This is a genomic window from Agromyces sp. NPDC058126 (assembly GCF_042884595.1).
Taxonomy (GTDB): domain Bacteria; phylum Actinomycetota; class Actinomycetes; order Actinomycetales; family Microbacteriaceae; genus Agromyces.
This window is the reverse complement of the sequence record NZ_JBHVTS010000007.1, coordinates 119,177-141,941: the sequence shown is the minus strand read 5'-3', so window position 1 is coordinate 141,941 and position 22,765 is coordinate 119,177. Positions and strand designations below refer to the sequence as shown.

The 22,765-nt window shown below is 71.6% G+C and carries 16 protein-coding genes; 9 read left to right on the top strand and 7 right to left on the bottom strand.

The window, feature by feature from the left end:
• Positions 1–96 precede the first annotated feature (96 nt).
• The 4 genes from ACFVTR_RS18485 to aspS are packed head-to-tail and all read right to left on the bottom strand — an operon-like array spanning position 97 to position 5,248.
• On the bottom strand, positions 97–1,017 hold the full coding sequence (locus ACFVTR_RS18485) for a formylglycine-generating enzyme family protein (RefSeq protein WP_387039703.1): 921 nt from the start codon (positions 1,015–1,017) through the stop codon (positions 97–99).
• A gap of 9 nt (positions 1,018–1,026) precedes the next feature.
• Positions 1,027–2,733 carry a SulP family inorganic anion transporter gene (locus ACFVTR_RS18480; RefSeq protein WP_387039701.1) on the bottom strand — a complete coding sequence of 569 codons (1,707 nt, stop codon included), beginning with the start codon at positions 2,731–2,733 and terminating at the stop codon, positions 1,027–1,029.
• 56 nt (positions 2,734–2,789) lie between these two features.
• A complete protein-coding gene (locus tag ACFVTR_RS18475) occupies positions 2,790–3,896 on the bottom strand; it encodes a hypothetical protein (protein WP_387039699.1) in 1,107 nt (368 codons plus the stop codon).
• A 2-nt stretch (positions 3,897–3,898) separates the two neighbouring features.
• On the bottom strand, positions 3,899–5,248 hold the full coding sequence (aspS, locus tag ACFVTR_RS18470; RefSeq protein ID WP_387039697.1) for an aspartate--tRNA(Asn) ligase: 1,350 nt from the start codon (positions 5,246–5,248) through the stop codon (positions 3,899–3,901).
• Positions 5,249–5,339: 91 nt separating this feature from the next.
• On the opposite strand from aspS, the gene ACFVTR_RS18465 reads away from it, so the two are divergent.
• From ACFVTR_RS18465 to pulA, 8 genes are all read left to right on the top strand, one after another.
• Positions 5,340–6,005, top strand: coding sequence for a histidine phosphatase family protein (locus tag ACFVTR_RS18465; protein WP_387039696.1), 666 nt, complete (start codon positions 5,340–5,342; stop codon positions 6,003–6,005).
• Positions 6,002–6,595 carry a TlpA family protein disulfide reductase gene (locus tag ACFVTR_RS18460; protein WP_387039694.1) on the top strand — a complete coding sequence of 198 codons (594 nt, stop codon included), beginning with the start codon at positions 6,002–6,004 and terminating at the stop codon, positions 6,593–6,595. Before ACFVTR_RS18465 ends, ACFVTR_RS18460 begins: the two co-directional genes overlap by 4 nt.
• Position 6,596: 1 nt before the next feature.
• A complete protein-coding gene (locus tag ACFVTR_RS18455; protein ID WP_387039692.1) occupies positions 6,597–7,349 on the top strand; it encodes a cytochrome c biogenesis CcdA family protein in 753 nt (250 codons plus the stop codon).
• Positions 7,327–9,033, top strand: coding sequence for a cytochrome c biogenesis protein ResB (locus ACFVTR_RS18450; protein WP_387039691.1), 1,707 nt, complete (start codon positions 7,327–7,329; stop codon positions 9,031–9,033). Before ACFVTR_RS18455 ends, ACFVTR_RS18450 begins: the two co-directional genes overlap by 23 nt.
• 80 nt (positions 9,034–9,113) lie before the next feature.
• Complete coding sequence (gene ccsB, locus ACFVTR_RS18445) at positions 9,114–10,133, top strand: c-type cytochrome biogenesis protein CcsB (protein ID WP_387039763.1); 1,020 nt, start codon at positions 9,114–9,116, stop codon at positions 10,131–10,133.
• A 61-nt stretch (positions 10,134–10,194) separates the two neighbouring features.
• Complete coding sequence (locus ACFVTR_RS18440) at positions 10,195–12,777, top strand: ATP-binding protein (protein ID WP_387039688.1); 2,583 nt, start codon at positions 10,195–10,197, stop codon at positions 12,775–12,777.
• 117 nt (positions 12,778–12,894) lie between these two features.
• Positions 12,895–13,107, top strand: coding sequence for a hypothetical protein (locus ACFVTR_RS18435; RefSeq protein WP_376941941.1), 213 nt, complete (start codon positions 12,895–12,897; stop codon positions 13,105–13,107).
• Between the two features lie 178 nt (positions 13,108–13,285).
• Positions 13,286–19,381 carry a pullulanase-type alpha-1,6-glucosidase gene (gene pulA / locus ACFVTR_RS18430; protein ID WP_387039686.1) on the top strand — a complete coding sequence of 2,032 codons (6,096 nt, stop codon included), beginning with the start codon at positions 13,286–13,288 and terminating at the stop codon, positions 19,379–19,381.
• Between the two features lie 85 nt (positions 19,382–19,466).
• Here the strand turns inward: pulA and ACFVTR_RS18425 are convergent, their stop codons facing one another.
• Together ACFVTR_RS18425 and ACFVTR_RS18420 are read right to left on the bottom strand one after the other, a co-directional pair.
• Entirely contained in the window at positions 19,467–19,892 is a 426-nt protein-coding gene (locus ACFVTR_RS18425; RefSeq protein WP_387039684.1) for a hypothetical protein, read from the bottom strand.
• Between the two features lie 167 nt (positions 19,893–20,059).
• Positions 20,060–21,259, bottom strand: coding sequence for an MFS transporter (locus ACFVTR_RS18420; protein ID WP_387039682.1), 1,200 nt, complete (start codon positions 21,257–21,259; stop codon positions 20,060–20,062).
• A 58-nt stretch (positions 21,260–21,317) separates the two neighbouring features.
• Between ACFVTR_RS18420 and ACFVTR_RS18415 the strand changes: the two genes are divergently transcribed.
• A complete protein-coding gene (locus ACFVTR_RS18415; RefSeq protein ID WP_387039680.1) occupies positions 21,318–21,680 on the top strand; it encodes a MerR family transcriptional regulator in 363 nt (120 codons plus the stop codon).
• 45 nt (positions 21,681–21,725) lie between these two features.
• On the opposite strand, the gene ACFVTR_RS18410 is transcribed toward ACFVTR_RS18415, so the two are convergent.
• Positions 21,726–22,730, bottom strand: coding sequence for an o-succinylbenzoate synthase (locus ACFVTR_RS18410; RefSeq protein ID WP_387039678.1), 1,005 nt, complete (start codon positions 22,728–22,730; stop codon positions 21,726–21,728).
• Positions 22,731–22,765: the final 35 nt, after the last annotated feature.

Here is a 22,765-nt window from a genome sequence, read left to right as displayed (position 1 = left end):
GGATGAGCGGGGCGATGGACCCCGTACCGACGGCATCAAGGCGCTGTTCCTGAAGAGACCGCGGATCGGCGGGCTCGCACCCGGCGGCCTTGGTGCTCAGTCGACGGTGCGCGCGCAGCGGAACCCGATATGCGTCGTCGCGGTGTCGTCGGCCTGCGGCGAACGGGCCGAGGGGCGGTAGCGCAGGCAGTACTCGGGCGAGCAGAGGTGCGACCCGCCCTTGAGCACGCGGCGGGGGATGCGTGAGCCGGGTTCGGCGGATGTCGCGGCGAGGAGGTTCTCGCGGGCGCCGGCGTCGACGGCCTGCTGCCCGGGCACCTGGTGGCGGGGCGAGTAGTAGTCGGTCGTCCACTCCCACACGTTGCCGGTCACGTCGAAGAGGCCGTAGCCGTTCGCGGGGAAGCTCATGACGGGGGAGGTGCCGGCGAAGCCGACCGAGGTCTCGTACGGGAAGTGCCCGAGCCACCGGTTCACCATGACCTGCCCGTCGGGCGTCTCGTCGTCGCCCCACGCGAAGCGGGCAGCCTCGAGCCCGCCGCGGGCGGCGTACTCGAGTTCGGGCTCGGTGGGCAGGCGGCGGCCCGCCCATTCGGCGTAGGCCGAGGCGTCCTCGAAGCTCACCTGCACGACGGGGTGATCGGGGCGCTCGAGGAGTGCGTCGGGGCCGTCGGCGCCGAACGGACGCCGCCAGCTCGCGCCCACGCCCCAGCGCCACCACTGGCGCCAGTCCCGCAGGTCGACCGGGCCGGCCGTCGGCGTGAAGACGAGGCCGCCGGGCACGAGCTCGGCGGGGTCGACGCCCGGGAAGTCGGCCGGGTCGAGGGGACGCTCGGCGACCGTCACGTAGCCCGTCGCCTCGACGAACGCGGCGAACTGCGCGTTCGTCACGGGGTGCCGCTCGAGCTCGAACGACGCGACCGTGCGCTCGTGCACGGGGGTCTCGTCGGCGTAGAACTCCTCGGAGCCCATGCGGAAGGTGCCGCCCTCGATGCGGATGAGCGGAGTGACGTCGACCATGTTTCGAGCCTACGGGCTCGGGGTGCCCGGGTCCGGCGAGCTGGGGCGCGCTCCGAGCGCGGCGAGCGCCTCGCGGTTGCTGTGGTGGATCGGCTCGTCGTGCAGGAGCCCGAGGTGCTGCATGCGCTCGAGGGTCTCGTGGCGCATCCGGCTGTAGCTCACGTCGATGTCGTGCTCGACGAGCCACGACCGCAGCCGCTCGAACGCGTCCGCTCCAGTGATGTCGACGTCGCTCACCGCCTCCATGTCGAAGACGACGTGGCGCACCGGCTCCTCGGTCGACTCGACCGCGCGCTGCACCGCGTCCTGGAACACGGTGCCGTTGGCGAAGAAGAGCGGTGCAGCCAGGCGCACCACGACGACGCCCGGCGCGGTGGTGCGCCCGAGCGGCAGGCCCTCGGCCGAGGAGGCGCCGTACTCGTCGAGCGAGAGCACGTCGATGTCGGGGCTCGCCGCCCGCCGGGCGAGGTTCACGAGCGCCAGCACGAACGCGATTCCGATGCCGACGATCGATCCGAACACGACCGTGACGCCGAAGCAGACCCCGGCGATCGCGAACTCGGCACGGTCGCGACGCCAGAGGTCGATGAAGTCGGGGATGCCGAGGAGCGGCAGCACCGCGACCGCGAGCACCGCGCCGATCGCCGGGCCGGGCACGTGCTCGAGCAGTCCGGTGCCGAAGACGAGCAGCAGCGTCGCGCCCACGGCGGCGACGATCGCCGGGAACTGGGTGCGCGAGCCCGCCTGGTCGAGTGCGGCGGTGCGCGCCGTCGACGAGCCCATCGCGAAGCTCCCGGTGGTGCCGGATGCCACGTTCGCGAGGCCGAACGCGAACAGGTCCCGGTTCGCGTTCACCCGGTACCCGCGCTTGTCGGCGTACGCCCGCGAGACGAGCAGACCCTCGCCGGCTCCGACGAGGAACAGGGCGATCGCCGACGGCAGCACGGCGGCCCAGTCGGTCCAGGCCACGACCGGCCAGCTCAGCTGGGGCAGGCCGCCCTCGACCGGCCCGAGCGTCGTGACGCCCCGCGCCTCGAGCCCGCCGAATGTCGTGGCGAGCGTGGCGAGCACGAGCACGACGAGCGCCCACGGCACCGCGGGCGCGAGGCGGCGGCCGAGCAGCAGCACCACGAGGCATCCGGCCGCTGTGATCGCCGACCAGACGTTCGTGCTGCCGAGACCCGCGACCAGGGCGAGGACCTTCTCGAAGAACTCGCCGCCCGGCGGCACCGAGATGCCGAGCATCTTCGCCACCTGTCCGACGAGGATGTCGAGCGCGAGCCCCGCGAGGAGCCCCACGAGGATCGGCTTCGAGAGGAAGTCGGCGAGGAAACCCAGCCGGAAGACCGCGGCGACGAGGAACAGCGCGCCGCAGAGCACCGTTTGGGCGAGCACGAGCGAGAGGTAGTCGGCGGAGCCCGCGACCGCGAGCCCGCCGATCGACGTGGCGACGAGGGCCGCCGCCGCGGCGTCGGGGGAGGCGACGAGCTGTCGCGACGACACGGCCAGCGCCCAGACGATGAGCGGCAGCACGAGGGCGTACAGGCCGACCGTCGGCGGCAGCCCCACGATCTGGGCGTAGCCGATGTTCAGCGGAACGGCGATCGCGAGCAGCGTCACGCCGGCGCCGGCCTCGCGCAGCAGGTTGCGCTTCGTCAGGCCCGCGAACGGGCGCGGGAACCACTCGCGGAGCGTGGCGGTGAGTCGTCGAGGCATCTGCGGCATCCCCCTTCGCGCAGCTTCACGCTATCGCCGTCGGGGCGGGGGAAGCGTCAGCGCCAGGCGAAGGTGTCCATGATCGAGTCGGCGAGCTCCTCGAGCAGCTCGGTCGTCACGTCCGGCGTGTAGTGCTCGGGACGAAGCTGAACGCGGAACAGGAGCCCCTCCACGACGCGACCCTCGGGCGCCGGGAAGGCGTACCCGATCTCGCGGCGCGAGCGGGCGGCCCCGGGGTCGAGGTCGCGCCGCCAGCGGAACACGAGGGCGCGACGGGCCCGCAGCTCGTGCGCGCGGGTCCCGGCCAGAGCCGCGACCATCTCGTCGAAGGGAGCACCCGCGCGAACGGCGATGCGCGAGAGCGTGATCGTGATCGGCGCGGTCTCGGGCGTCGTCGACGGTGGCAGGAACACGATCAGGTCGACCTCGGAGACGGTCGCGGTGGCGCCCTCCTCTGCGTGCCGGGCCGGCGCCGTGCCGCCCGTCTGCCCGACGATCCGCCGGAGCAGCCGCTGGAACGGCCCCACGAGGCTCGGGGTGGTGCGCTCGTCCTCGAAGCGGGTGTCGTGCCACAGGAGTGGCATCTCGATGCGATACGTCGCCGGGCCGACGCCGTTCTCGTCCCGACCGAGCGTCACGCCGTTCACGCCGGTCATGTTGGGCAGGAGCCCCGCCGCTCGCAGCCGTGACCAGCGGCGTGAGCCGAGCAGTTCGCTCGTCACGGCGAGCACGGCGCTGCCGCCGAAGAGCGCGATGGGCAGCCATGACCCGCCGCCCGACAGCACCATGAAGGCCCAGCTCGATCCCGCGCTCGCCGCGCCCGTGTTCACGACGCCCATGGCCGAGGCATCCGACCAGACCCGCCGGGTCGCGATGAGCACCACGGTGGCCGCAGTCGACACGATGGCGAGTCCGAGGGGCAGCCACTCGGGAACCGTGAAGAGCGGTGAGGGCAGCAGTGCATCCCAGAGCTCGGATGCTTCGGGCCGCACCCGGCCGCCGGTCAGGAGCAGCGAGCCGACGAGGTAGGCGATGAGCAGCAGCGGCATCACGAGCTGCGCGCCGACGGCGGTGTGCATCGCCACCGTCGCGACGCGCAGCGGGCGCAGCCGCGGAAGCGCCCGCGTGGACGCCTCCTCGGGCAGGAGCCGGCTCTGCGTCACCCCTAGGGAAGCAGGCGCGTCGGGCCGCGGAACAGGTACGTCGTCTCGCGGATCGAGTGCTCGTCCAGCATGAGCATCAGCACGCGCGCGAGGCCCATGCCGAAGCCGCCGTGCGGCGGCACGCCGTAGCGGAAGAAGTCGAGGTAGAACTCGAGCTCCTCCGGGTCCATGCCCTTGTCGCGCGCCTGTTCGACGAGCACGTCGATGCGGTGCTCGCGCTGCGCGCCCGTCGAGATCTCGACGCCGTTGTAGATGAGGTCGTACGAGTTCGTGAGGCTCGGGTCGCCCTCGTGGCGCATGTGGTAGAACGGCCGGATGCTCGACGCGTAGTCGGTGAGGAACACGAAGTCGTGGCCGTAGGTCTCCTTGACGTACGCCGAGATCTGGCGCTCGCCCTCGGGGTCCATGTCGGCGTCGGCGCGCGGGATGACGTAGCCGTGGTCGGCGACGATCTGCTTCGCCTCGGCGAGCGGGATGCGCGGGAACGGACGGCTCGGAACCTGCAGCTCGATGCCGAAGAACTCCTGGATCTCGGCGCCGTGCTTGTCGACGACGGCCTGGAAGCCCGCGACCATGAGCTCCTCGTGGAGGTCCATGACGTCTTCGTGCGAGTCGATCCAGCTGATCTCGGTGTCGATCGAGGTGAACTCGGTCGCGTGGCGGCTCGTGAACGAGGGGTCGGCGCGGAAGGCCGGGCCGACCTCGAAGATGCCGCCGAAGCCGGCGGCCTGCGCCATCTGCTTGAAGAACTGCGGGCTCTGCGCGAGGTACGCCTTGCCCTCGAAGTAGTCGACCTCGAAGAGCTCGGCGCGCGACTCGGAGGCCGAGGCCATGAGCTTCGGGGTCTGGATCTCGATGAGGCCCTTCTCGACCCAGACGCCGCGCAGCGCGTGCAGGAACGTCGTCTGGATGCGGAAGATGAGGTTCTGCTTCGGGTGGCGCAGGTCGAGGAAGCGCCAGTCCATGCGCTTGTCGAGGCTCGAGTCGGCCGCGATGGGCGTCTCGGGGTTGGCGGCGGTCACGACGTCGAGCGTCGCGAGCTTGACCTCGATGCCGCCGAGCTTGACCCGCTCGTCGTGCTTGAGCTCACCGGTCACGGTGATGAACGAGCCGTGCGCGAGCGCCGAGATCGCCTCGGTCGTCGCCAGACGGGCGGATGCCTCGGCGTCGCCCTGCTGGCTCTCGTCGAGCTCGCGCGTGGCGGGGTTCACGAGCTGCACGGCGCCGGTCTCATCGCGCAGGATGACGAACTGCACCTTCTTCTGATCGCGAACCGTCTCGACCCATCCGGACACGGTGACGGGGCCGTCGGGGAGCGCGGCGAGGTTCTTGACGAGGGTGCGGTTGTTCACGATCGTCCATCCTACCTGCGGGGGTTACGGGCGACTTTCCGCGCCGGATACTCGGCGGATTCAAAGGATCCGGCTCTCTAGACTGGAACCCGTGCCGGCCGAGCAGATTCATCTCGTGCGCCATGGCGAGGTGTTCAACCCCCAGGGCGTGCTCTACGGTCGACTTCCCGGTTACGGGCTCAGCGACCTCGGCCGTCTGATGGCGAAGGCCGCGGCCGACGACCTCGTCGCTCGGGGGCGCCCCGTCTCGGCCCTCATCACCTCGCCCCTGCAGCGCACGCAGCAGTCGGGCGAGCCGATCGCGGCCGCGTTCGACCTCGAGCCGACGCTCGACGAGCGCGTGATCGAGCCCGAGAACCGCTTCGAGGGCAAGCGCATGCGCGGTCCGGGCGGCGCGCTCCGGGACATCCGCAACTGGGGTCTGCTCGTGAACCCGTGGGAGCCGAGCTGGGGCGAGCCGTTCGGCTCGATCGCGGCCCGCATGATGGCCGCCGTCGAGGACGCGTGGAACGCGGCCGACGGCGGCGACGTCGTCATCGTGAGCCACCAGCTGCCGATCTGGATGGTGCACCGCCACCTCGCGAACGAGCGCCTTTCGCACGACCCGCGGCGCCGGCGCTGCGCGCTGTCGAGCATCACGACCCTCGAGATGCAGGGAGCCGCGGGCAGTGCCGCCGGGCGCCGCTTCGTCGAGGTCGGCTACACCGATCCCGCGGCGGGCCTCGCCGCACAGGCGACCGACGTTGGAGCGGTGTGAAGAAGAATGCACTCGTCGCGGCGCTCGCCGTGGCCTCGATGCTCACCCTCGCGGGATGCGCGAGCGACCCGTTGGCCGACCAGTTCCGCGAGGGCAGCGGCAAGAACTACATCGCCGGCGACGGCACCATCTCGGTCTACCCCGCGGGTGAGCGGGGCGAGCCGATCGAGTTCGCGGGCGAGACCGTCGAGGGCGATTCCTACGATTCCGCGGATGCCTCGGGGCAGGTGCAGGTCGTCAACTTCTGGTACGCGGGCTGCGCCCCGTGCCGCGTCGAGGCGCCCATCCTCGAGGACGTGTACTCCGAGGTCGACCCCGACGCGGTGAGCTTCGTCGGCGTCAACGTGCGCGACCAGGCCGGCACCGCGGCATCCTTCGAGGACGACTACGGCGTGACCTACCCCTCGATCCTCGACGTGAACGAGGGCGAGGTGCAGCTCGCCTTCGCCGGGCGCGTGCCGCCCGCGGCCGTGCCGACGACGATCGTGCTCGACCAGGAGGGCCGCGTCGCCGCACGCGTGCTCGGCCAGCTCGAAGAGGCCTCGATCCTCTCGTCGATCATCGACGACCTCCTCGCCGAGGAGAGCTGAGGTGTCCCCTGGCGAGATCGTCTTCGGCGGCCAGCTCATCGTGGCGGTCCCGATCGCGCTCGCGGCCGGCATCATCTCGTTCCTCTCCCCGTGCGTACTGCCGCTCGTGCCGGGCTACCTCGGGTACATCGGGGGCTTCACGGATGCCTCGGCCGACGCCGAGACCGAACGACGCAATCGCCGTCGACTGCTCTTGGGCGTGCTGCTCTTCATCGCCGGGTTCACGGTCGTGTTCCTCATCTACGCGGCGCTCGCAGGTGCGGCCGGGGCATGGCTGCGGGCCTGGCAGGATCCGATCACGCGCGTGCTCGGCCTCGTGCTCATCGGCATGGGCCTCGTCTTCATCGGCCAGTTCACCTTCATGCAGCGCCAGTTCAAGCCGAGCTGGCGCCCTGCGACGGGCCTCGCGGGCGCGCCGCTGCTCGGCATCGTGTTCGGCCTCGGCTGGACCCCGTGCATCGGGCCGGCCCTCGCCGCCGTGCTCAGCCTGAGCCTCAACAGCGAGTCGGTCGGGCGCGGTGCGCTGCTCGGGCTCGCGTACTGCATCGGCCTCGGCATCCCCTTCCTCCTCGTCGCGTTCGGCTTCGGCTGGGTGACGGGGTCGCTGGCGTTCCTGCGCCGGCACATCCGCACCATCAACCTCATCGGCGGCGGCATGCTCATCGTGATCGGACTGATCATGGTGTCGGGCCTCTGGACCGCCTGGATGAGCGAACTGCAAGGAGTGATGAGTGGCATCGATCTCGTCCTCTGACACCCACGGCGTCGACCCGCTGCGGCCGGCCGATCACATCGATTCGCTGGAGCCCGAGGCATCCGCGCCCGGCGGCGCCGGCGGCGACGGAGTCAACCAGCCCAAGCTCGGCTTCGTCGGCTGGCTGCGCTTCGCGTGGCGGCAGCTGACGAGCATGCGCACCGCCCTGCTGCTGCTGCTCCTGCTCGCGATCGCCGCGGTGCCCGGCTCGCTCGTGCCCCAGCGCTCGAGCGACCCCAACGGCGTCACCCAGTACTTCGACGACAACCCGACGCTGGCGCCGATCCTCGACGGCTTCCAGATGTTCGACGTCTACACCTCGGCGTGGTTCTCGGCCGTCTACCTGCTGCTGTTCGTGTCGCTCATCGGCTGCATCATCCCGCGCACGAAGCACCACTTCGAGGCGCTGCGGGCGAGGCCGCCCCGCACGCCGGCGCGGCTCTCGCGCCTGGCGGGCTACACCGGGCGCACCGCGCCCGAGGGCATCGACGCCGAGACGGCGATCGCGACCGCCACGACGCAGCTGCGCCAGGCCGGCTACCGCGTCGAGCGGTACGAGCAGCGCGGCGTGCTCTCGGTCTCGGCCGAGCGCGGCTACCTGCGCGAGACCGGCAACCTCGTGTTCCACACGGCGCTGCTCGGCGTGCTCGTCGCGGTCGGCTTCGGCGGCGGCTTCGGGTTCTCCGGGCAGCGCGTGATCGTCGAGGGGCAGACCTTCGTCAACACGCTCGCCGCGTACGACTCGTTCAACCCCGGCCGGTTCTTCGACGACTCCCGGTTGCAGCCGTACCGGCTCTCCCTCGGAGAGCTCGACGCGGTCTACGAGACCGAGAACCGCAACGCCTTCGGCCAGCCGATCGACTTCACCGCGCACGTCACGGTGGAGGGCCAAGGCGAGGAGAGCGCCGACCGCACTGTCAAGGTCAACGAGCCGCTCTACACGCACGGCACCGACGTGTACCTGCTCGGCAACGGCTACGCGCCGACGATCACGGTGAAGAACGCCGACGGCGAGGTCGTGTTCACCGACTCGGTGCCGTTCCTCCCGCAGGACGCGAACCTCACCTCGATCGGCGTCGTGAAGGTGCCCGACGGCATGCCCGAGCAGCTCGGCATGGTCGGCTTCTTCTACCCGACGCAGGAGACGCTCGACACCGGCGCCTACGCCTCGACCTACCCCGACCTCGTGTACCCGGTGCTGACGCTCAACGTGTACCAGGGCGACCTCGGCATCAACGAGGGCAAGCCCACCTCGGTGTACACGCTCGACCCCTCGACCATGGAGCAGCTCACCGGCGGCGACACCGGCGTCGACTCGATCGAGCTCATGCCGGGCGAGACCACCGAGCTGCCGAACGGGCTCGGCACGGTCACCTTCGAGAACGCCGACCCCGACGCCGCCGAGGGCGACTACTCGAACAGCGTGCCGCGCTTCGCGAGCTTCGACATCCACCACGACCCGACGCAGATCTGGGTGCTCGTCTTCGCGGCGCTCATCCTCGGCGGCCTCCTCGTGTCGCTCTTCGTGCCGCGTCGCCGCATGTGGGTGAAGGCGATCGCGGGGCCCGACGGCCGCATCACCCTCGAGTACGCCGCACTCGCCCGCGGCGAGGACCCCACCCTCGAGGACGCCGTGACGGCGTTCGCCGACAAGCACGCCGGCCCGGCCGACGATGCGAAGTAACCCCCAGACCAACCCCGCATTCGACGTAAGGTAGAACGGTGCAGCTCGACGAGATCTCCATCCTCTGCGTGTACTCGGCCATGGTCGTGTACGCGATCGCGTTCATCGCGTTCTCGATCGACCTCGCCAAGCGCTCGGCAGCGGCCACGGCGGCGGGGGATGCCTCGCCCGCACTGACGGCCGAGACGCCCGAGCCGGTCGGGGTGCTCCAGGCCGCCGCGGCGGCGAAGGCGAGCGCGGCGAGCGCGACCGCGTCGACCGACTCGGCGCGACCGGCGAAGGTCAAGCTCGGCGCCGCGGGCGGCCCGGGCGCCGGGGCATCCGTCGCCTACGGACGTTCGCCCGCACTGCGCGTGGGCGTCGCGATGACGGTGCTCGCCTGGCTGCTGCACCTCTCGGGCACCGTGCTGCGCGGGCTCGCCGCGGGCCGGGTGCCGTGGGCCAACATGTACGAGTTCGCCCTGACCGGCACGCTCATCATCACGACGGTGTTCCTGCTCGTGCTCGTCGTGGCGAAGCAGGACCTGCGCTTCCTCGGCACCTTCGTCACCGGCCTCGTGCTCGTGCTGCTCGGCATCGCGACGATCAACTTCTACGTGAGCCCGATCCCGCTGCCGCCGGCCCTCCAGTCGATCTGGCTCGTGATCCACGTGTTCGTCGCCAGCGCCTCCGTCGGCTTTTTCGCTCTCGGCTTCGCCCTGTCGGTCGTGCAGCTCATGCAGGCCCGCCGCGAGGCCGTGATCGCCTCGGCGAAGGCCGTGAAGGCGAGCTTCCTCGCGACCCTGCCCGACGCGGTCTCGCTCGAGAACCTCGCCTACCGGGTCAACATCATCGGCTTCATCATGTGGACCTTCACCCTCATGGCCGGCGCGATCTGGGCCGAGAAGGCCTGGGGCCGCTACTGGGGCTGGGACACCAAGGAGGTGTGGACCTTCATCATCTGGGTGGTCTACGCCGGGTACATCCACGCGCGCGCGACGCGCGGCTGGCGCGGCTCGCGTTCGGCCTGGCTCGCGATCATCGGCTTCTCGACGGTGCTCTTCAACTTCACCGTGGTGAACCTCTTCTTCAAGGGCCTGCACGCGTACTCGGGTCTCTGATCCACCCTGACTCAGGGCCGGCCCGGTTGCGGCGCAGGCCCCCCGAGTGCATGCTCGCTCCATGGGCAGGGACCTGCTCGAACGTGAATCCGAGCTCGCCGAACTCCTCGCCGCCGCGCGTGACGCCGCGGCCGGACGCGGGCGGGTCGTGCTGGTCCACGGCGAGGCGGGCATCGGGAAGACCAGCCTCGTGGGTGCGCTGCGGTCCGCCGTGCCCGACGGGGCGCGGGTGCTCGTCGGGGCGTGCGACGCAATGTCGACGCCGCGCACCCTTGGGCCGCTGCGCGACCTCGCGTCGTCGGTCGGATCGCGGCTGGGCGAGGCCCTTCGTGCCGGCGACCGGGAGGACGTATTCGAGGCGCTTCGCGATGAACTCGCTGCGCCGGGCGGCACTGTGCTCATCGTGGAGGACGTGCACTGGGCCGACGAGGCCACGCTCGACGCGCTCCGATTCCTCACTCGTCGGATCGACGACCTGCCCGCGGCCCTGGTGCTCACCTACCGCGACGAGCTCGACCGCGACCATCCGCTCGGCCGGCTTCTCGGCGACCTCGGCCACGGTGACCGCGTCGAGCGCATCGCGCTGCGGCACCTCTCGGCCGATGCCGTCGGTGCACTGACCGCCGGCAGCGGGCTCGACCCCGATCGGGTCTACTCGATGACCGAGGGCAACCCGTACTTCGTGTCCGAACTCGTCGCCTCGGCCGACGAGGCCGCGGTGCCTCCCACGGTCGTCGACGCGGTGACCGGCCGGCTGCGCCGCCTCGACGAGGTGACGCAGGAACGGGTCGAGCAGCTCGCGGTGCTGCCGTCGGCGGTCGACGCCACCCTGCTCGCGAGGTTGATCCCGGGATCGGCCGGTGCGCTGCGGACGGCCGAGGAGGCCGGGCTGCTGGAGGTCCACCCCGAGAGCGTTCGGTTCCGCCATGAGCTGACACGCCGGGCGATCGTCGATGCGCTCCCGGCCTCCCGTCGCATCGAGCTCGAGCGACGGGTGCTCGTCGAACTGCTCGCGTCGGGGGTCGCCGACCCGTCGACGCTCGTGCACCATGCGCTCGCGGCGGGCGACCTCGACATCGTCGTCGCCTGGGCGCCGCGCGCCGCGCGCGACGCCCAGGCATCCGGCGCGCACCTGCAGGCGGCCGCGCACTTCCGCACGGTACTGGACCACCTCGACCGGTACAACGCGGTCGAGCGATGCGAGCTCATCGAGGGGTACGCGATCGAGGCGTACACGATCGGGCAGGGACCCGAGTCGGTGACGGCCGAGACCGAGGTCGTGCGCCTCCGGCGCGAGCGGGGCGACCTCACCGCGCTGGGGGCGAGCCTTCGCTGGCTCTCACGGTTCCAGTGGCTCGCGGGCGATCGACAGGCCGCCGAGGAGGCCGGTCGCGAGGCGTCGGCGGCGCTCGCCGAATCGGACGACCGGGGGCTGCTCGCGCTGGCGCTGAGCAACGAGGCGCAGCTCGCGATGCTCGCCCACGAACTGCCTCGGGCGATCGACCTCGCGTCGCGCGCCGCCGGGATCGCGCGGGCGGTCGGCGCACCGAGGGCGCTCTCCCATGCGCTCAACAACCTCGGCACCGCGCACATGCTGCAGACGCGCGACGATGGCATCGCGGAGCTGCTCGAGGCCGCTGAGATCGCCGTCGCTGCCAACCTCATGGACGACGCGGCCCGTGCACACGTGAACCTCGTCTGGAGCCTGCTCGACCAGTACCGCCTCGACCTCGCGGAGCGCTACCTCGAGCCGGCGCTCGAACTCTCGGAGCGCACCGAGGTCTTCGGACTGTGGACCTACCAGCAGGCCGAACGCGGGCGTCTGCACCTCGCGCGAGCGCAATGGGACGAGGCCCTTGCAGCGGCCGCGTACCAGACCGAGGCGATGCCGCAGCTGTACTGCGTCGCGCTCACGATCATCGGCATGGTCGGAATCCGCCGCGGCGACCCCGACGGCGAGTCGACGCTCGAGGAGGCGACGCTGGTGGCCGAACGGCTCGGTGAGCTGCAGCGCACGGGCCCGGCCGCCGCGGCTCGCGCCGAGGCCGCGCTGCTCCGCGGCGATCGGGCGGCGGTGCGCGCGATCGCCCTTCCCGTGCACGAGGAGGCGGTGCGTCGGCAGGATGAGAATCTCCGGGCGGAGCTCGCCTCACTGCTGCGCCGGGCGGGCGCGGAGGTCGAAGCGCCCGAGGGGGAGCATCCATTCGCCGTGCAGGCGCGCGGTGAGTGGCGCCGCGCCGCCGACCTCTGGCGAGCGGCCGGATGTCCCTACCACGAGGCCGTCGCGCTCGCCGAGAGCCCCGACGACGCCGACCTGCTGGAGGCGCTCGTCATCCTCGATCGAATCGGGGCACGACCGCTCGCCCGCCGGATCCGTGCCGAACTGCGCGACCGCGGCGTCCGAAGCATCCCGCGCGGCCCCTCGAGCCTCACCCGTCGAAATCCCGACGGCCTCACCGACCGGCAGTTCGACGTGCTGCGGCTGCTCGCCGACGGCCTCACCAACGCCGAGATCGCCGCGCGACTCGTGGTCTCGGTGCGGACCGTCGACAGCCACGTCGCCGCCGTGCTCGCGAAGCTCGGGGTCGCGTCGCGTCAGGATGCCGTGCGCCTCGCCGAGGAGCACAACCTGCTCTCGAGCTGATCTCGGTAGCGCGCCGCGATGATCTCGGTAGCGCTCGCCGATTCGTCGACGAGCGCCCGGCGGTGGGATGGAATCACGGCCCGCGGAGGCGGGAACCGTGAACGACAGGGGATCATCATGAACACCGCACTCGCCGGATCCGTCTCCACGACGATCCGCCCGACCCGACGCTCGGCAGTGCTCGGATGGCTGGCGCGCCGCCTCACCGAGGCACGCACCGTCCAGACGCTCGACCGCGACGAGCAGGCCCGCCGCCACCAGCTCCGGCACGAGGCGCGACGGCTGCGCGAGGAGCAGTTCCGAGCGGGAGCGTTCGCGCGGCTGCTCTGACGACGGGCGCCGGATCACCGCAGTGACAGCGATTGCACTCTCATCCCATTGCCTGAAGCCGACTTCGCGTCATCATTGATCTCTTCGACTGTAAACGCTTGCATTAACGGAGCTGACGCTGCTACGTTCGCGAGCAGTGTCGGTGGCACGGAGTCGTGCCGGGAATCGGGAGTCGAAGATGACGCAACGCTCACTCGTACGCAGGTGGCTCGCCGCCGCAGTGACCGGCGGGCTCGCCGTCACGGCGCTGAGCTTCGCCCCCGGGCTCGGTCTCGCCGCAGCTGCGGCCGAGGAGCGCAGCTTCGCGCTCGTCGGCGACCTGCAGTCCGAGCTCGGCTGCGCCGAGGACTGGGCGCCCGCCTGCGCCGAGACCGAACTCGAGCCGACCGCCACCGCCGGCGTCTACGCGGCCGAGTTCACCGTTCCCGCGGGCAGCTGGCAGTACAAGGTCGCCGTGAACGACTCGTGGGACGAGGCGTACGGGCTGAACGGCGGGGGAGACAACATCCCGCTGACCGTCGCGGGCGACACCGCCGTGCGGGTCGTGTTCGACGACACCCTCAAGAAGGTCGGCCTCGAACTGACCCCGGGCGCGATGGCCGGCGCCTACGACGAGGCATCCGATGCCGAACTCGTCGCCGCGCCGGTGCGCCAGCCCGGCAGCGACGAGACGTTCTACTTCGTGATGACCGACCGCTTCGCGAACGGCGACCCGTCGAACGACGAGGGCGGACTCACGGGCGACCGCCTCGCGACCGGCTTCGACCCCGCCGACAAGGGCTTCTACCAGGGCGGCGACCTCGCGGGCCTGCGCGAGCAGCTCGACTACATCGACGGACTCGGTACGACGGCGATCTGGCTGACGCCGAGCTTCAAGAACCGCGCCGTGCAGGGCGAGGGCGCGAACGCCAGCGCCGGCTACCACGGCTACTGGGTCACCGACTTCACCCAGATCGACCCGCACCTCGGCACGAACGCCGAGCTCGAGGCGCTCATCGCCGATGCGCACGACCGCGACATCAAGGTGTACTTCGACATCATCACGAACCACACGGCCGACGTGATCGACTACGAAGAGCAGCAGTACTCGTACATCGACCAGAAGACGAGCCCGTACCTCGACGCCGACGGTACCGCGTTCAAGCCTTCCGACTTCGCGGGGGCCGAGGCGGGTGCCGACTTCCCTGCGCTCGACGCCGCGACGAGCTTCCCGTACACGCCGACGATCGCGGCCGACGACGCCGACCTCAAGGTGCCGGCGTGGCTCAACGACCCGACGCTGTACCACAACCGCGGCGACTCGACGTGGGAGGGCGAGTCGGTCACCTACGGCGACTTCGTCGGACTCGACGACCTCATGACCGAGCACCCGACCGTCGTGAACGGCTTCGTCGACGTGTACGAGCAGTGGGTCGACCTCGGCATCGACGGCTTCCGCATCGACACCGCCAAGCACGTGAACTTCGAGTTCTGGGAGCAGTGGGCGAGCGAGGTGCTCGACTACGCGCACGCCGCCGGCAAGGACGACTTCTTCATGTTCGGCGAGGTCTACGACGCCGACCCGGTGAAGCTCAGCCCCTATGTGCGCAAGACCGACATGAACTCGGTGCTCGACTTCACCTTCCAGTCGCAGGCCGTGAGCTTCGCCGCCGGCAACTCGGCGAAGAACCTGCAGTCGCTCTTCGCCGGTGACGACTACTACACGACGCCCGACTCCTCGGCGACGGCGCTGCCGACCTTCCTCGGCAACCACGACATGGGTCGCGTCGGCTACTTCCTGCAGTCGACGGGCGCCCCGCTCGAGCGCGACGAGCTCGCTCACGAACTCCTCTTCCTCACCCGCGGCCAGCCCGTCGTCTACTACGGCGACGAGCAGGGTTTCGCCGGCACCGGCGGCGACAAGGACGCCCGTCAGTCGCTCTTCGCGAGCCAGGTCGCCGAGTACCAGAACCAGAAGCTCGTCACCGGCGAGCAGGCCGGCAGCGTCGACCGCTTCGGCACGGATGCCCCGCTCTACGAGCGCATCGCCGCACTCTCGGCGCTGCGCCAGGCGCACCCCGCGCTCGCGACGGGCGCGCAGATCGAGCGCTACGTCGACAACGGCGCGGGCGTGTACGCGTTCAGCCGGGTCGACCGCGACGAGCAGGTCGAGTACCTCGTCGCCGCGAACAACGCGGGCGAGGCGCGCACGGTCGAGGTGCCGACGCTCACGAAGGGCGGCGCGTTCGAGGTGCTCTACGACGGCGGCGCCGGCGCCGGCGCCGCGGCCGTGACGGCCGACGCCGACGGCGTGGCCTCCGTCACCGTGCCGGCGCTCGGCACCGTCGTGCTGCGCGCGGACCGCGAGGTCAGCGCTCCCGACGCGGCCGCCGCGCTCTCGGTCGCGGTGCCCGCGGCCGGCGCGGGCGTGACCGGCGTGACCCCCGTCGCCGCCGACGTCGACGACGCCACCTGGCAGGAGACGAGTTTCGCCTGGCGCGTCGCCGGCGCGACGGGCGATGACGCCTGGCACGCGCTCGGCACGGCCGAGGACACGAGCCCGCGGGTGTTCCACGACACGGCGGGCCTCCCGAAGGGCGCGCTCCTCGAGTACCGTGCGATCTCGACCGACGCGGCGGGCAACCGTTCGGCGGCGTCGAGCTACGCGAGCGTCGGCAACGCCGTGAACCTCGCCGACGGGGGCGAGGAGCCCGAGCCGCCGATCGACCTCGTCACGGTGCCCGGCTCGCACAACAGCGAGATGGGTTGCGCGGGCGACTGGACGCCCGGCTGCGAGGCGGCGAAGCTGACGCTCCGCGCCGACGGCATCTACGCCGGCACCTTCGACGTGCCCGCGGGCGACTACGAGTACAAGGTCGCGCTCAACGGCAGCTGGGACGTCAACTACGGCGCGAACGGCGAGCAGAACGGCGGCAACGTCACCTACTCGACCGACGGCTCGAAGCCGGTGACGTTCTACTGGAACCCCGCCACGAAGGTCGTCTCCTCGACGGCCGAGGGCCCCACGGTGACCCTGCCCGGCAGCTTCCAGCAGGAGATCGGCTGCGCCGGCGACTGGGCGCCCGACTGCCTCGCCTCGCTCATGCAGGACGGCGACAAGGACGGCGTCTACACCTTCTCGACCTCGAAGATCCCCGACGGGGCGTACGAGGTGAAGGTCGCGCACGGTCTCGGCTGGGACGAGAACTACGGCGTCGGCGGCGCACCCGGCGGCGCGAACTACACGTTCACCGCGACCGGCGGCAAGCTCGTCGAGTTCCGCTACACCCTCGCGACGCACGTGCTCGAGATCGTCGTCACCGACCCGCCGCTCGCCGGCAGCGGGCAGTCGCAGGCGCACTGGGTGGACGAGCAGACGATCGCCTGGCCCGCCGCCCTGCTCGGCGGTGCGAAGGCCGAGGATGCCACGTGGTCGCTCGAGCACGCACCTGACGCGGGCCTCGGGGTGACCGACGGCGAGGTCACGGGCGGCGGCGACGCCGTCGAGCTCGAACTCGACCCGGCCGGTCTCTCCGACGCGCAGCTCGAGAAGTTCCCGGCGCTCGAGGGCTACCTGGCGCTGCACGTCGTCGGCGCCGACCGCGCCGAGGTCGAAGCGCTCCTCGCCCAGCAGCTCGCGGTCGCGCAGCGGTCGGGCGGCTCGAACGGCGAGCTCACCGCCTTCACCGGCGTGCAGCTGCCCGGCGTGCTCGACGCCCTCTACGCCGACGCCGTGGCATCCGCCCCGCTCGGCACGAGCTGGGACGGCGATGACGCGACCCTCACCCTGTGGGCGCCGACCGCGCGGTCGGTCTCGCTCGAGCGCTGGGCCGCAGGCTCCGCCGGCGACCCCGAGGTGACCGATGCGGTGCGGGACGACGCGAGCGGCACCTGGTCGGTCGATGGCGTCGCCGCGGGCGACGAGTACCGGTGGTCGGTCGAGGTCTTCGCTCCGTCGACGGGGAAGATCGAGCAGAACTCGGTGACCGACCCGTACTCCGTGGCCCTCACGACGAATTCGGCGCGCACCGTCGTCGTCGACCTCGACGACCCGGCGCTCGCCCCCGAGCAGTGGGCGAAGACCAAGGCACCCGTCGTCGAACGCCCCGTCGACCGCGCGATCTACGAGCTGCACGTGCGCGACTTCTCGATCAGCGACGAGACCGTGCCCGAGGCCGAGCGCGGCACCTACCGGGCGTTCACCCGCGACTCCGCGGGCGCGAAGCAGCTGCGCGAGCTCGCCGATGCGGGCATCAACACCGTGCACCTGCTGCCGACCTTCGACCTCGCAACCATCGAGGAGGAGCGCGCGCAGCAGGCCGTGCCCGACTGCGAACTCGCGAGCTTCGGTCCCGCGTCGGCCGAGCAGCAGGCGTGCATCGACCGGATCCGCGACCTCGACGGCTTCAACTGGGGCTACGACCCGTTCCACTACCAGGCGCCCGAGGGCTCGTACGCCGTCGACCCCGACGGCGGGGCGCGCGTCGCCGAGTTCCGCGAGATGGTCGGCGCGCTGCACGCCGACGGCCTGCAGGTCGTGCTCGACGAGGTGTACAACCACACCGCCGAGGCCGGTCAGGGGCAGAAGTCGGTGCTCGACCGCATCGTGCCGGGCTACTACCAGCGGCTCAACGCGGTCGGCGCCGTCGAGACCTCGACGTGCTGCCAGAACGTGGCGACCGAGCACGACGTCGCGCAGCAGCTCATGGTCGACTCGGTCGTGCTGTGGGCGAAGGAGTACAAGGTCGACGGGTTCCGCTTCGACCTCATGGGCCACCACTCGAAGGAGAACATGCTCGCCGTGCGGGCGGCGCTCGACGAGCTCACGCTCGAGCGCGACGGGGTCGACGGCAAGGCCGTGTACCTCTACGGCGAGGGCTGGAACTTCGGCGAGGTCGCGAACAACGCCCTGTTCGAGCAGGCCACGCAGGGGCAGCTCGGCGGCACCGGGATCGGCACGTTCAACGACCGGCTGCGCGACGCCGTGCACGGCGGCAGCCCGGTCGACGCCTCGTCGACGTTCCAGCAGGGCTTCGGCACGGGCCTCGGCACCGACCCGAACGGCCGGGCCGGCACGCCGTCGCAGGCCGACCAGCTCGCCGACCTCGCGCACCAGACCGACCTCGTGAAGCTCGGCCTCGCCGGCAACCTCCGCGGGTACGAGCTCGAGGATGCCACGGGCACGACCGTGCGCGGCGACCAGCTCGACTACCGGGGTTCGCCGGCCGGCTACGCCGACCAGCCCGACGAGGTCATCAACTACGTCGACGCGCACGACAACGAGACGCTCTACGACCTCTCGGTCTTCAAGCTGCCGCAGGACACCACGATGGCCGACCGCGTGCGCATGAACACGCTGTCGCTCGCGACGGTCACCCTGTCGCAGTCGCCCTCGTTCTGGCACGCCGGCACCGAGCTGCTGCGATCGAAGTCGCTCGACCGCAACAGCTACAACTCGGGCGACTGGTTCAACCGGGTCGACTGGACCGGGCAGGAGTCGACCTTCGGCTCGGGCCTGCCGGGCGAGGCCGACAACGGCGGCAAGTGGTCGGTCATGGAACCGCTGCTCGCCGACCCCGCCCTGAAGCCGACCGCGGCCGACATGGCGGCGGCCGAGGCATCCGCCCTCGACCTGCTGCGCGTGCGCTCGTCGGTCGACCTGCTGCAGCTCGGCTCGGCCGAGCTCATCGACGAGAAGGTCACCTTCCCGAACAGCGGGCCCGACGCGACGCCGGGCGTGATCGTGATGCAGATCGACGACCTCGTCGGCGATGACGTCGACCCCGAGCTCGACGGCGCGCTCGTCGTGTTCAACGCCTCGCCGTCGGCCGTCAGCCAGACGGTCGGCGGGCTCGCCGGGCGCGACTTCACGCTCGCCGAGGCGCAGGCGTCGGGTTCCGACGCGGTCGTGAAGCAGACCGCCTGGGATGCCACGACGGGAACCGTCACCGTGCCCGCCCGCAGCGTCGCCGTGCTGGTCGACGAGCAGCCGCCGCCCGCGGTCGCCACGCTCGCCCTCGGCGCGCCCGACAAGCTCGTCGCGAAGGCCGGCTCGGCCGTGAAGTACGTCGCGAAGGTCGTCGCGCTCGACGGTTCGACGCCGACGGGCACGTTCGCGGTGTACGAGGGCGGAACGAAGCTCGCCGAGGTCTCGCTGACCGCGAAGGACAAGGGCCGGGTGAACCTCAAGCTGCCGAAGCTCGGCCGCGGCCTGCACATCGTGCACGCGGTGTTCACCGGCGACGAGGGCTTCGCCGACACCCGGACGGTGCCGGTGCCGATCCTGCTCTGGTAGGCGACGCGGCGTCGTGACGATGCGACGGGCCGGGTGGGAGCTCTCCCACCCGGCCCGTCGTGTGCGTCCGTGGTCGCTGGGTCGATCAGACCGGGAACGGGAGCTCGACCCCGCACGACATGAAGCTGCCGACGATGTCGTCGCCGTGGGCGGCGAAGATCTCGTCGATGCCCTTGCCGTCGGCGGCCTTGACGTCGCGGTTCGGGTTGTTGGCGCCGATCGTGCCGCCCGAGCCGTTCGCGCCCTTGATCTTGATCGTGAACGAGGTCGGCGCGCCGGTCGCTGCGTAGGCGTCGAGCACGCATTCCGCGTCGGCTTCGGGGAGGCCGAAGGTGAGCTCCTCGACGTGTACGGTGAGCCACGTCTGCGAGTTCGACGCCCCGGCGTTGCCCTGCTCGGAGCGGTTCGGGTTGAAGCACTCGTGCGCGTAGGCGCCGGCGCCGGTGGCGAGCACGCCCGCCGCGGCGAGCGCGACGCCCGCCGTGATGTTGGTCAAGGTCCGCTTGGACATGTGATTCCCTTCGGGTGGGTTCGAGGCGCGCCCGGGCGGCGCACGCTCGAAGCCCACCGTCGTCGCGGCGCGTGTGCGCGGCATCCGTGCTCGCCCTGATGCTGGTCGGTCGAACCCCGTCGGCCGACCCCCAGTGCAGGGGGCCGGACGTCGCGCCGCGCCGGTCGTCAGCGGAGCGGTGCGAACGCCGCGCGCGAGGTCGCGGCGATGAGCGCGGCGACGGCGACGAGGGCCAGCGCGATCCACGGCAGCCCGCCGACGCCCGCGGCATCGAGCACCACCCCGCCGACGAACGCGCCGAGCGCGATCGAGCCGTTCCAGGTGGCCACGACCATCGACTGCGCGACGTCGGCGGCGCTGCCCGCGATGCGGGCCGGCGCCGACTGCAGCAGGGTCGGTGCGCCGCCGTACGCGACGCCCCAGAGCGCGACCGCGCCGTAGACGACCACGGGCTGTGCGGAGAAGAACCCGATCGCGAGCATCGCGACGCCGAGCGCGACCGCGGCGATCAGCACCATCGCGCGGAGATGCCGGTCGACGAGCGCCCCCGAGACGAGCACGCCGGCCACGGCGAACACCCCGAACACGAGCAGCACGACGTCGAGGTGCCGGTCGAGACCCGACGCCACCGCGAGCGGGGCGATGTAGGTGTACGCCACGTTGTGCGCGAGCACGAAGGCGGCGGTGGTCGCGAGCACCGCGACGAGTCCGGGCTGGCGGAGCACCGTGCCGAGACCCGGACGCGACCCGGCGCGTTCTCCGGGGAAGCCGGGCAGCGCGATCGCCGCCCAGACGGCGAGCACGAGCGCGAGGCCCGCGAGCACCGCGAACGCCGCGCGCCAGCCGAGCAGCGAACCGAGCGTCGTCGCGATCGGCAGGCCGAACGCGAACGCCAGCGGCGTGCCGACCATCGCGATCGAGAGCGCACGACCCGCGTGCTCGGGCTCGACCATGCGCATCGCGTAGCCGGCCGCGATCGCCCAGAGCAGGCCCGCGAGCATTCCGCCGATCGTGCGCGCGACGAGGATGGTCGTGTAGTCGCCCGCGATCGCGGTCACCGCGCTGACGAGGGCGAAGCCCACCACGAGCGAGAGCAGCAGTCGCTTGCGGGGCACCGCACGGGTGAGCGCGGTCAGGGGGATGGCGGTCACGGCCGTGGTCACGGCGTACGCGGCGACGAGCCAGCCGATCTGCGCCTGCGAGACGCCGAGGTCGGCGCTCATCTGCGGCAGGAGGCCGGCGGGCAGGATCTCGGTGACGACGCCGACGAACACGATCGAGGCGAGTGCGAGGAGGCCGTTGACGGGCAGTCGGGTGCGCGTCGGCGCGTCGACGACGGGTGCGGAAGCGGTGATCGGAGAAGCCATGCCGCCAGTGTCGAACCTTGACACTAGTGTTAAGGTCAAGTCGATTTCAGGAGGTGTCATGCGCATCGGCGAACTCGCCTCGCAGACCGGGGTCTCGACCCGCCTGCTCCGGTACTACGAAGCGCAGGGGCTCATCTCCTCCACGCGCGAGAGCAACGGCTACCGCGACTACCCCGAGGGGGCCGTCGAACGCGTCGGGCAGGTGCGCGACCTCATCGACGCCGGCATCCCGACCGCGGTCATCCTCGACATGATTCCCTGCCTCGCGAGCGTGTCCGACCCCGAGACCCCTGTCATCCAGCGGGCGCTCGCCGAGTCGCTCGCAGCGCGCCGTGCGCAGCTCGAGCAGCGCATCGGATGCCTCTCGAAGAACCGCGACGCGATCGCCGCCTACCTCGACCGGGCGACGATCACGGGCTGACCGCGTCGGCGAGCGGTGCGCTGCGTCGGGCGCCGCGTCGGAAGGTCAGCCGACGCGCGCCTCGCCGAGCACCGCGTGGCAGCGCCCCAGGCGTTCGATCCACCAGTCGATGCGCTCGGGCGCGGCGGCGTAGCGGTCGAGCAGCTCGGGGTCGGGATCGACGCGGACGACCGGGATCGACCCGTCGCGGGGCGCGAGGGGTGCGCGCGTGACATCCGCGGCGAGCAGCGACGCCGTGCCGAGGCCGCAGTCGAACTCGAGCGAGGGAACCGCCGCGGCCAGGTGCGCGCCCATCGCGAGCCCGACGCTCGTGTCGAGGGCGCTCGAGACGACGACGGGCAGCCCCGTGCGTCCGACGATGTCGAGTGCCCGGCGGATCCCGCCGAGCGGCTGCGCCTTGATCACGAGCAGGTCGGCGGCGCCCGCCTCGGCGACGGCGAGCGGGTCGTCGGCGCGGCGCACGCTCTCGTCGGCCGCGATCGGGATGCCCATGTACTTCGTGCGGCGGCGGATCTCGGCGAGCTCGTCGACCGTCGCGCAGGGCTGCTCGACGTACTCGAGGTCGAACGGCGCGAGGGCGTGGATGGCGTGCTCGGCCTCGTCGATGTTCCAGCCGCCGTTCGCATCGACCCGCACCCGGCCCTCCGGGCCGAGCGCCGAGCGCACGGCGCGCACGCGCGCGACGTCCTGCGCGAGCGTCTGGTCGGAGCCGGCGACCTTCACCTTCGCCGTGCGGCAGCCCGGGAAGCGGGCGAGCACGGCCGGCACGCTGTCGGGATCGACGGCCGGCACGGTCGCGTTCACGGGGATGCGGTCGCGGAGCGCCGGGGGAGGGGCGTTCCAGCCGAAGTCGATCGCCGCGGCGAGCCAGGCGGATGCCTCCTCGTCGTCGTACTCGGCGAACGGGCTGAACTCGGTCCAGCCCCGCGGGCCCTCGATGAGCATGGCCTCGCGCACGTCGATGCCGCGGAACCGCGTCACGAGCGGCAGTGCGACGACGCGGGCGGTGGCGAGCAGTTCGTCGAGCTCGGGGTGTGCGGCGGGCGACATGAGCCCAGTCTGGCACCGGGCGGCGTGTTCGTGCC

What these genes read in the sequence shown, in the direction of transcription:
- ccsB (WP_387039763.1), top strand. Translation starts at nt 9,114, where the DNA reads ATGGTCGTGTACGCGATCGCGTTCATCGCGTTCTCGATCGACCTCGCC.
- ACFVTR_RS18480 (WP_387039701.1), bottom strand. Translation starts at nt 2,733, where the DNA reads ATGCCTCGACGACTCACCGCCACGCTCCGCGAGTGGTTCCCGCGCCCG.
- ACFVTR_RS18425 (WP_387039684.1), bottom strand. Translation starts at nt 19,892, where the DNA reads ATGTCCAAGCGGACCTTGACCAACATCACGGCGGGCGTCGCGCTCGCC.
- ACFVTR_RS18410 (WP_387039678.1), bottom strand. Translation starts at nt 22,730, where the DNA reads ATGTCGCCCGCCGCACACCCCGAGCTCGACGAACTGCTCGCCACCGCC.
- pulA (WP_387039686.1), top strand. Translation starts at nt 13,286, where the DNA reads ATGACGCAACGCTCACTCGTACGCAGGTGGCTCGCCGCCGCAGTGACC.
- ACFVTR_RS18420 (WP_387039682.1), bottom strand. Translation starts at nt 21,259, where the DNA reads ATGGCTTCTCCGATCACCGCTTCCGCACCCGTCGTCGACGCGCCGACG.
- ACFVTR_RS18440 (WP_387039688.1), top strand. Translation starts at nt 10,195, where the DNA reads ATGGGCAGGGACCTGCTCGAACGTGAATCCGAGCTCGCCGAACTCCTC.
- ACFVTR_RS18435 (WP_376941941.1), top strand. Translation starts at nt 12,895, where the DNA reads ATGAACACCGCACTCGCCGGATCCGTCTCCACGACGATCCGCCCGACC.
- ACFVTR_RS18485 (WP_387039703.1), bottom strand. Translation starts at nt 1,017, where the DNA reads ATGGTCGACGTCACTCCGCTCATCCGCATCGAGGGCGGCACCTTCCGC.
- ACFVTR_RS18415 (WP_387039680.1), top strand. Translation starts at nt 21,318, where the DNA reads ATGCGCATCGGCGAACTCGCCTCGCAGACCGGGGTCTCGACCCGCCTG.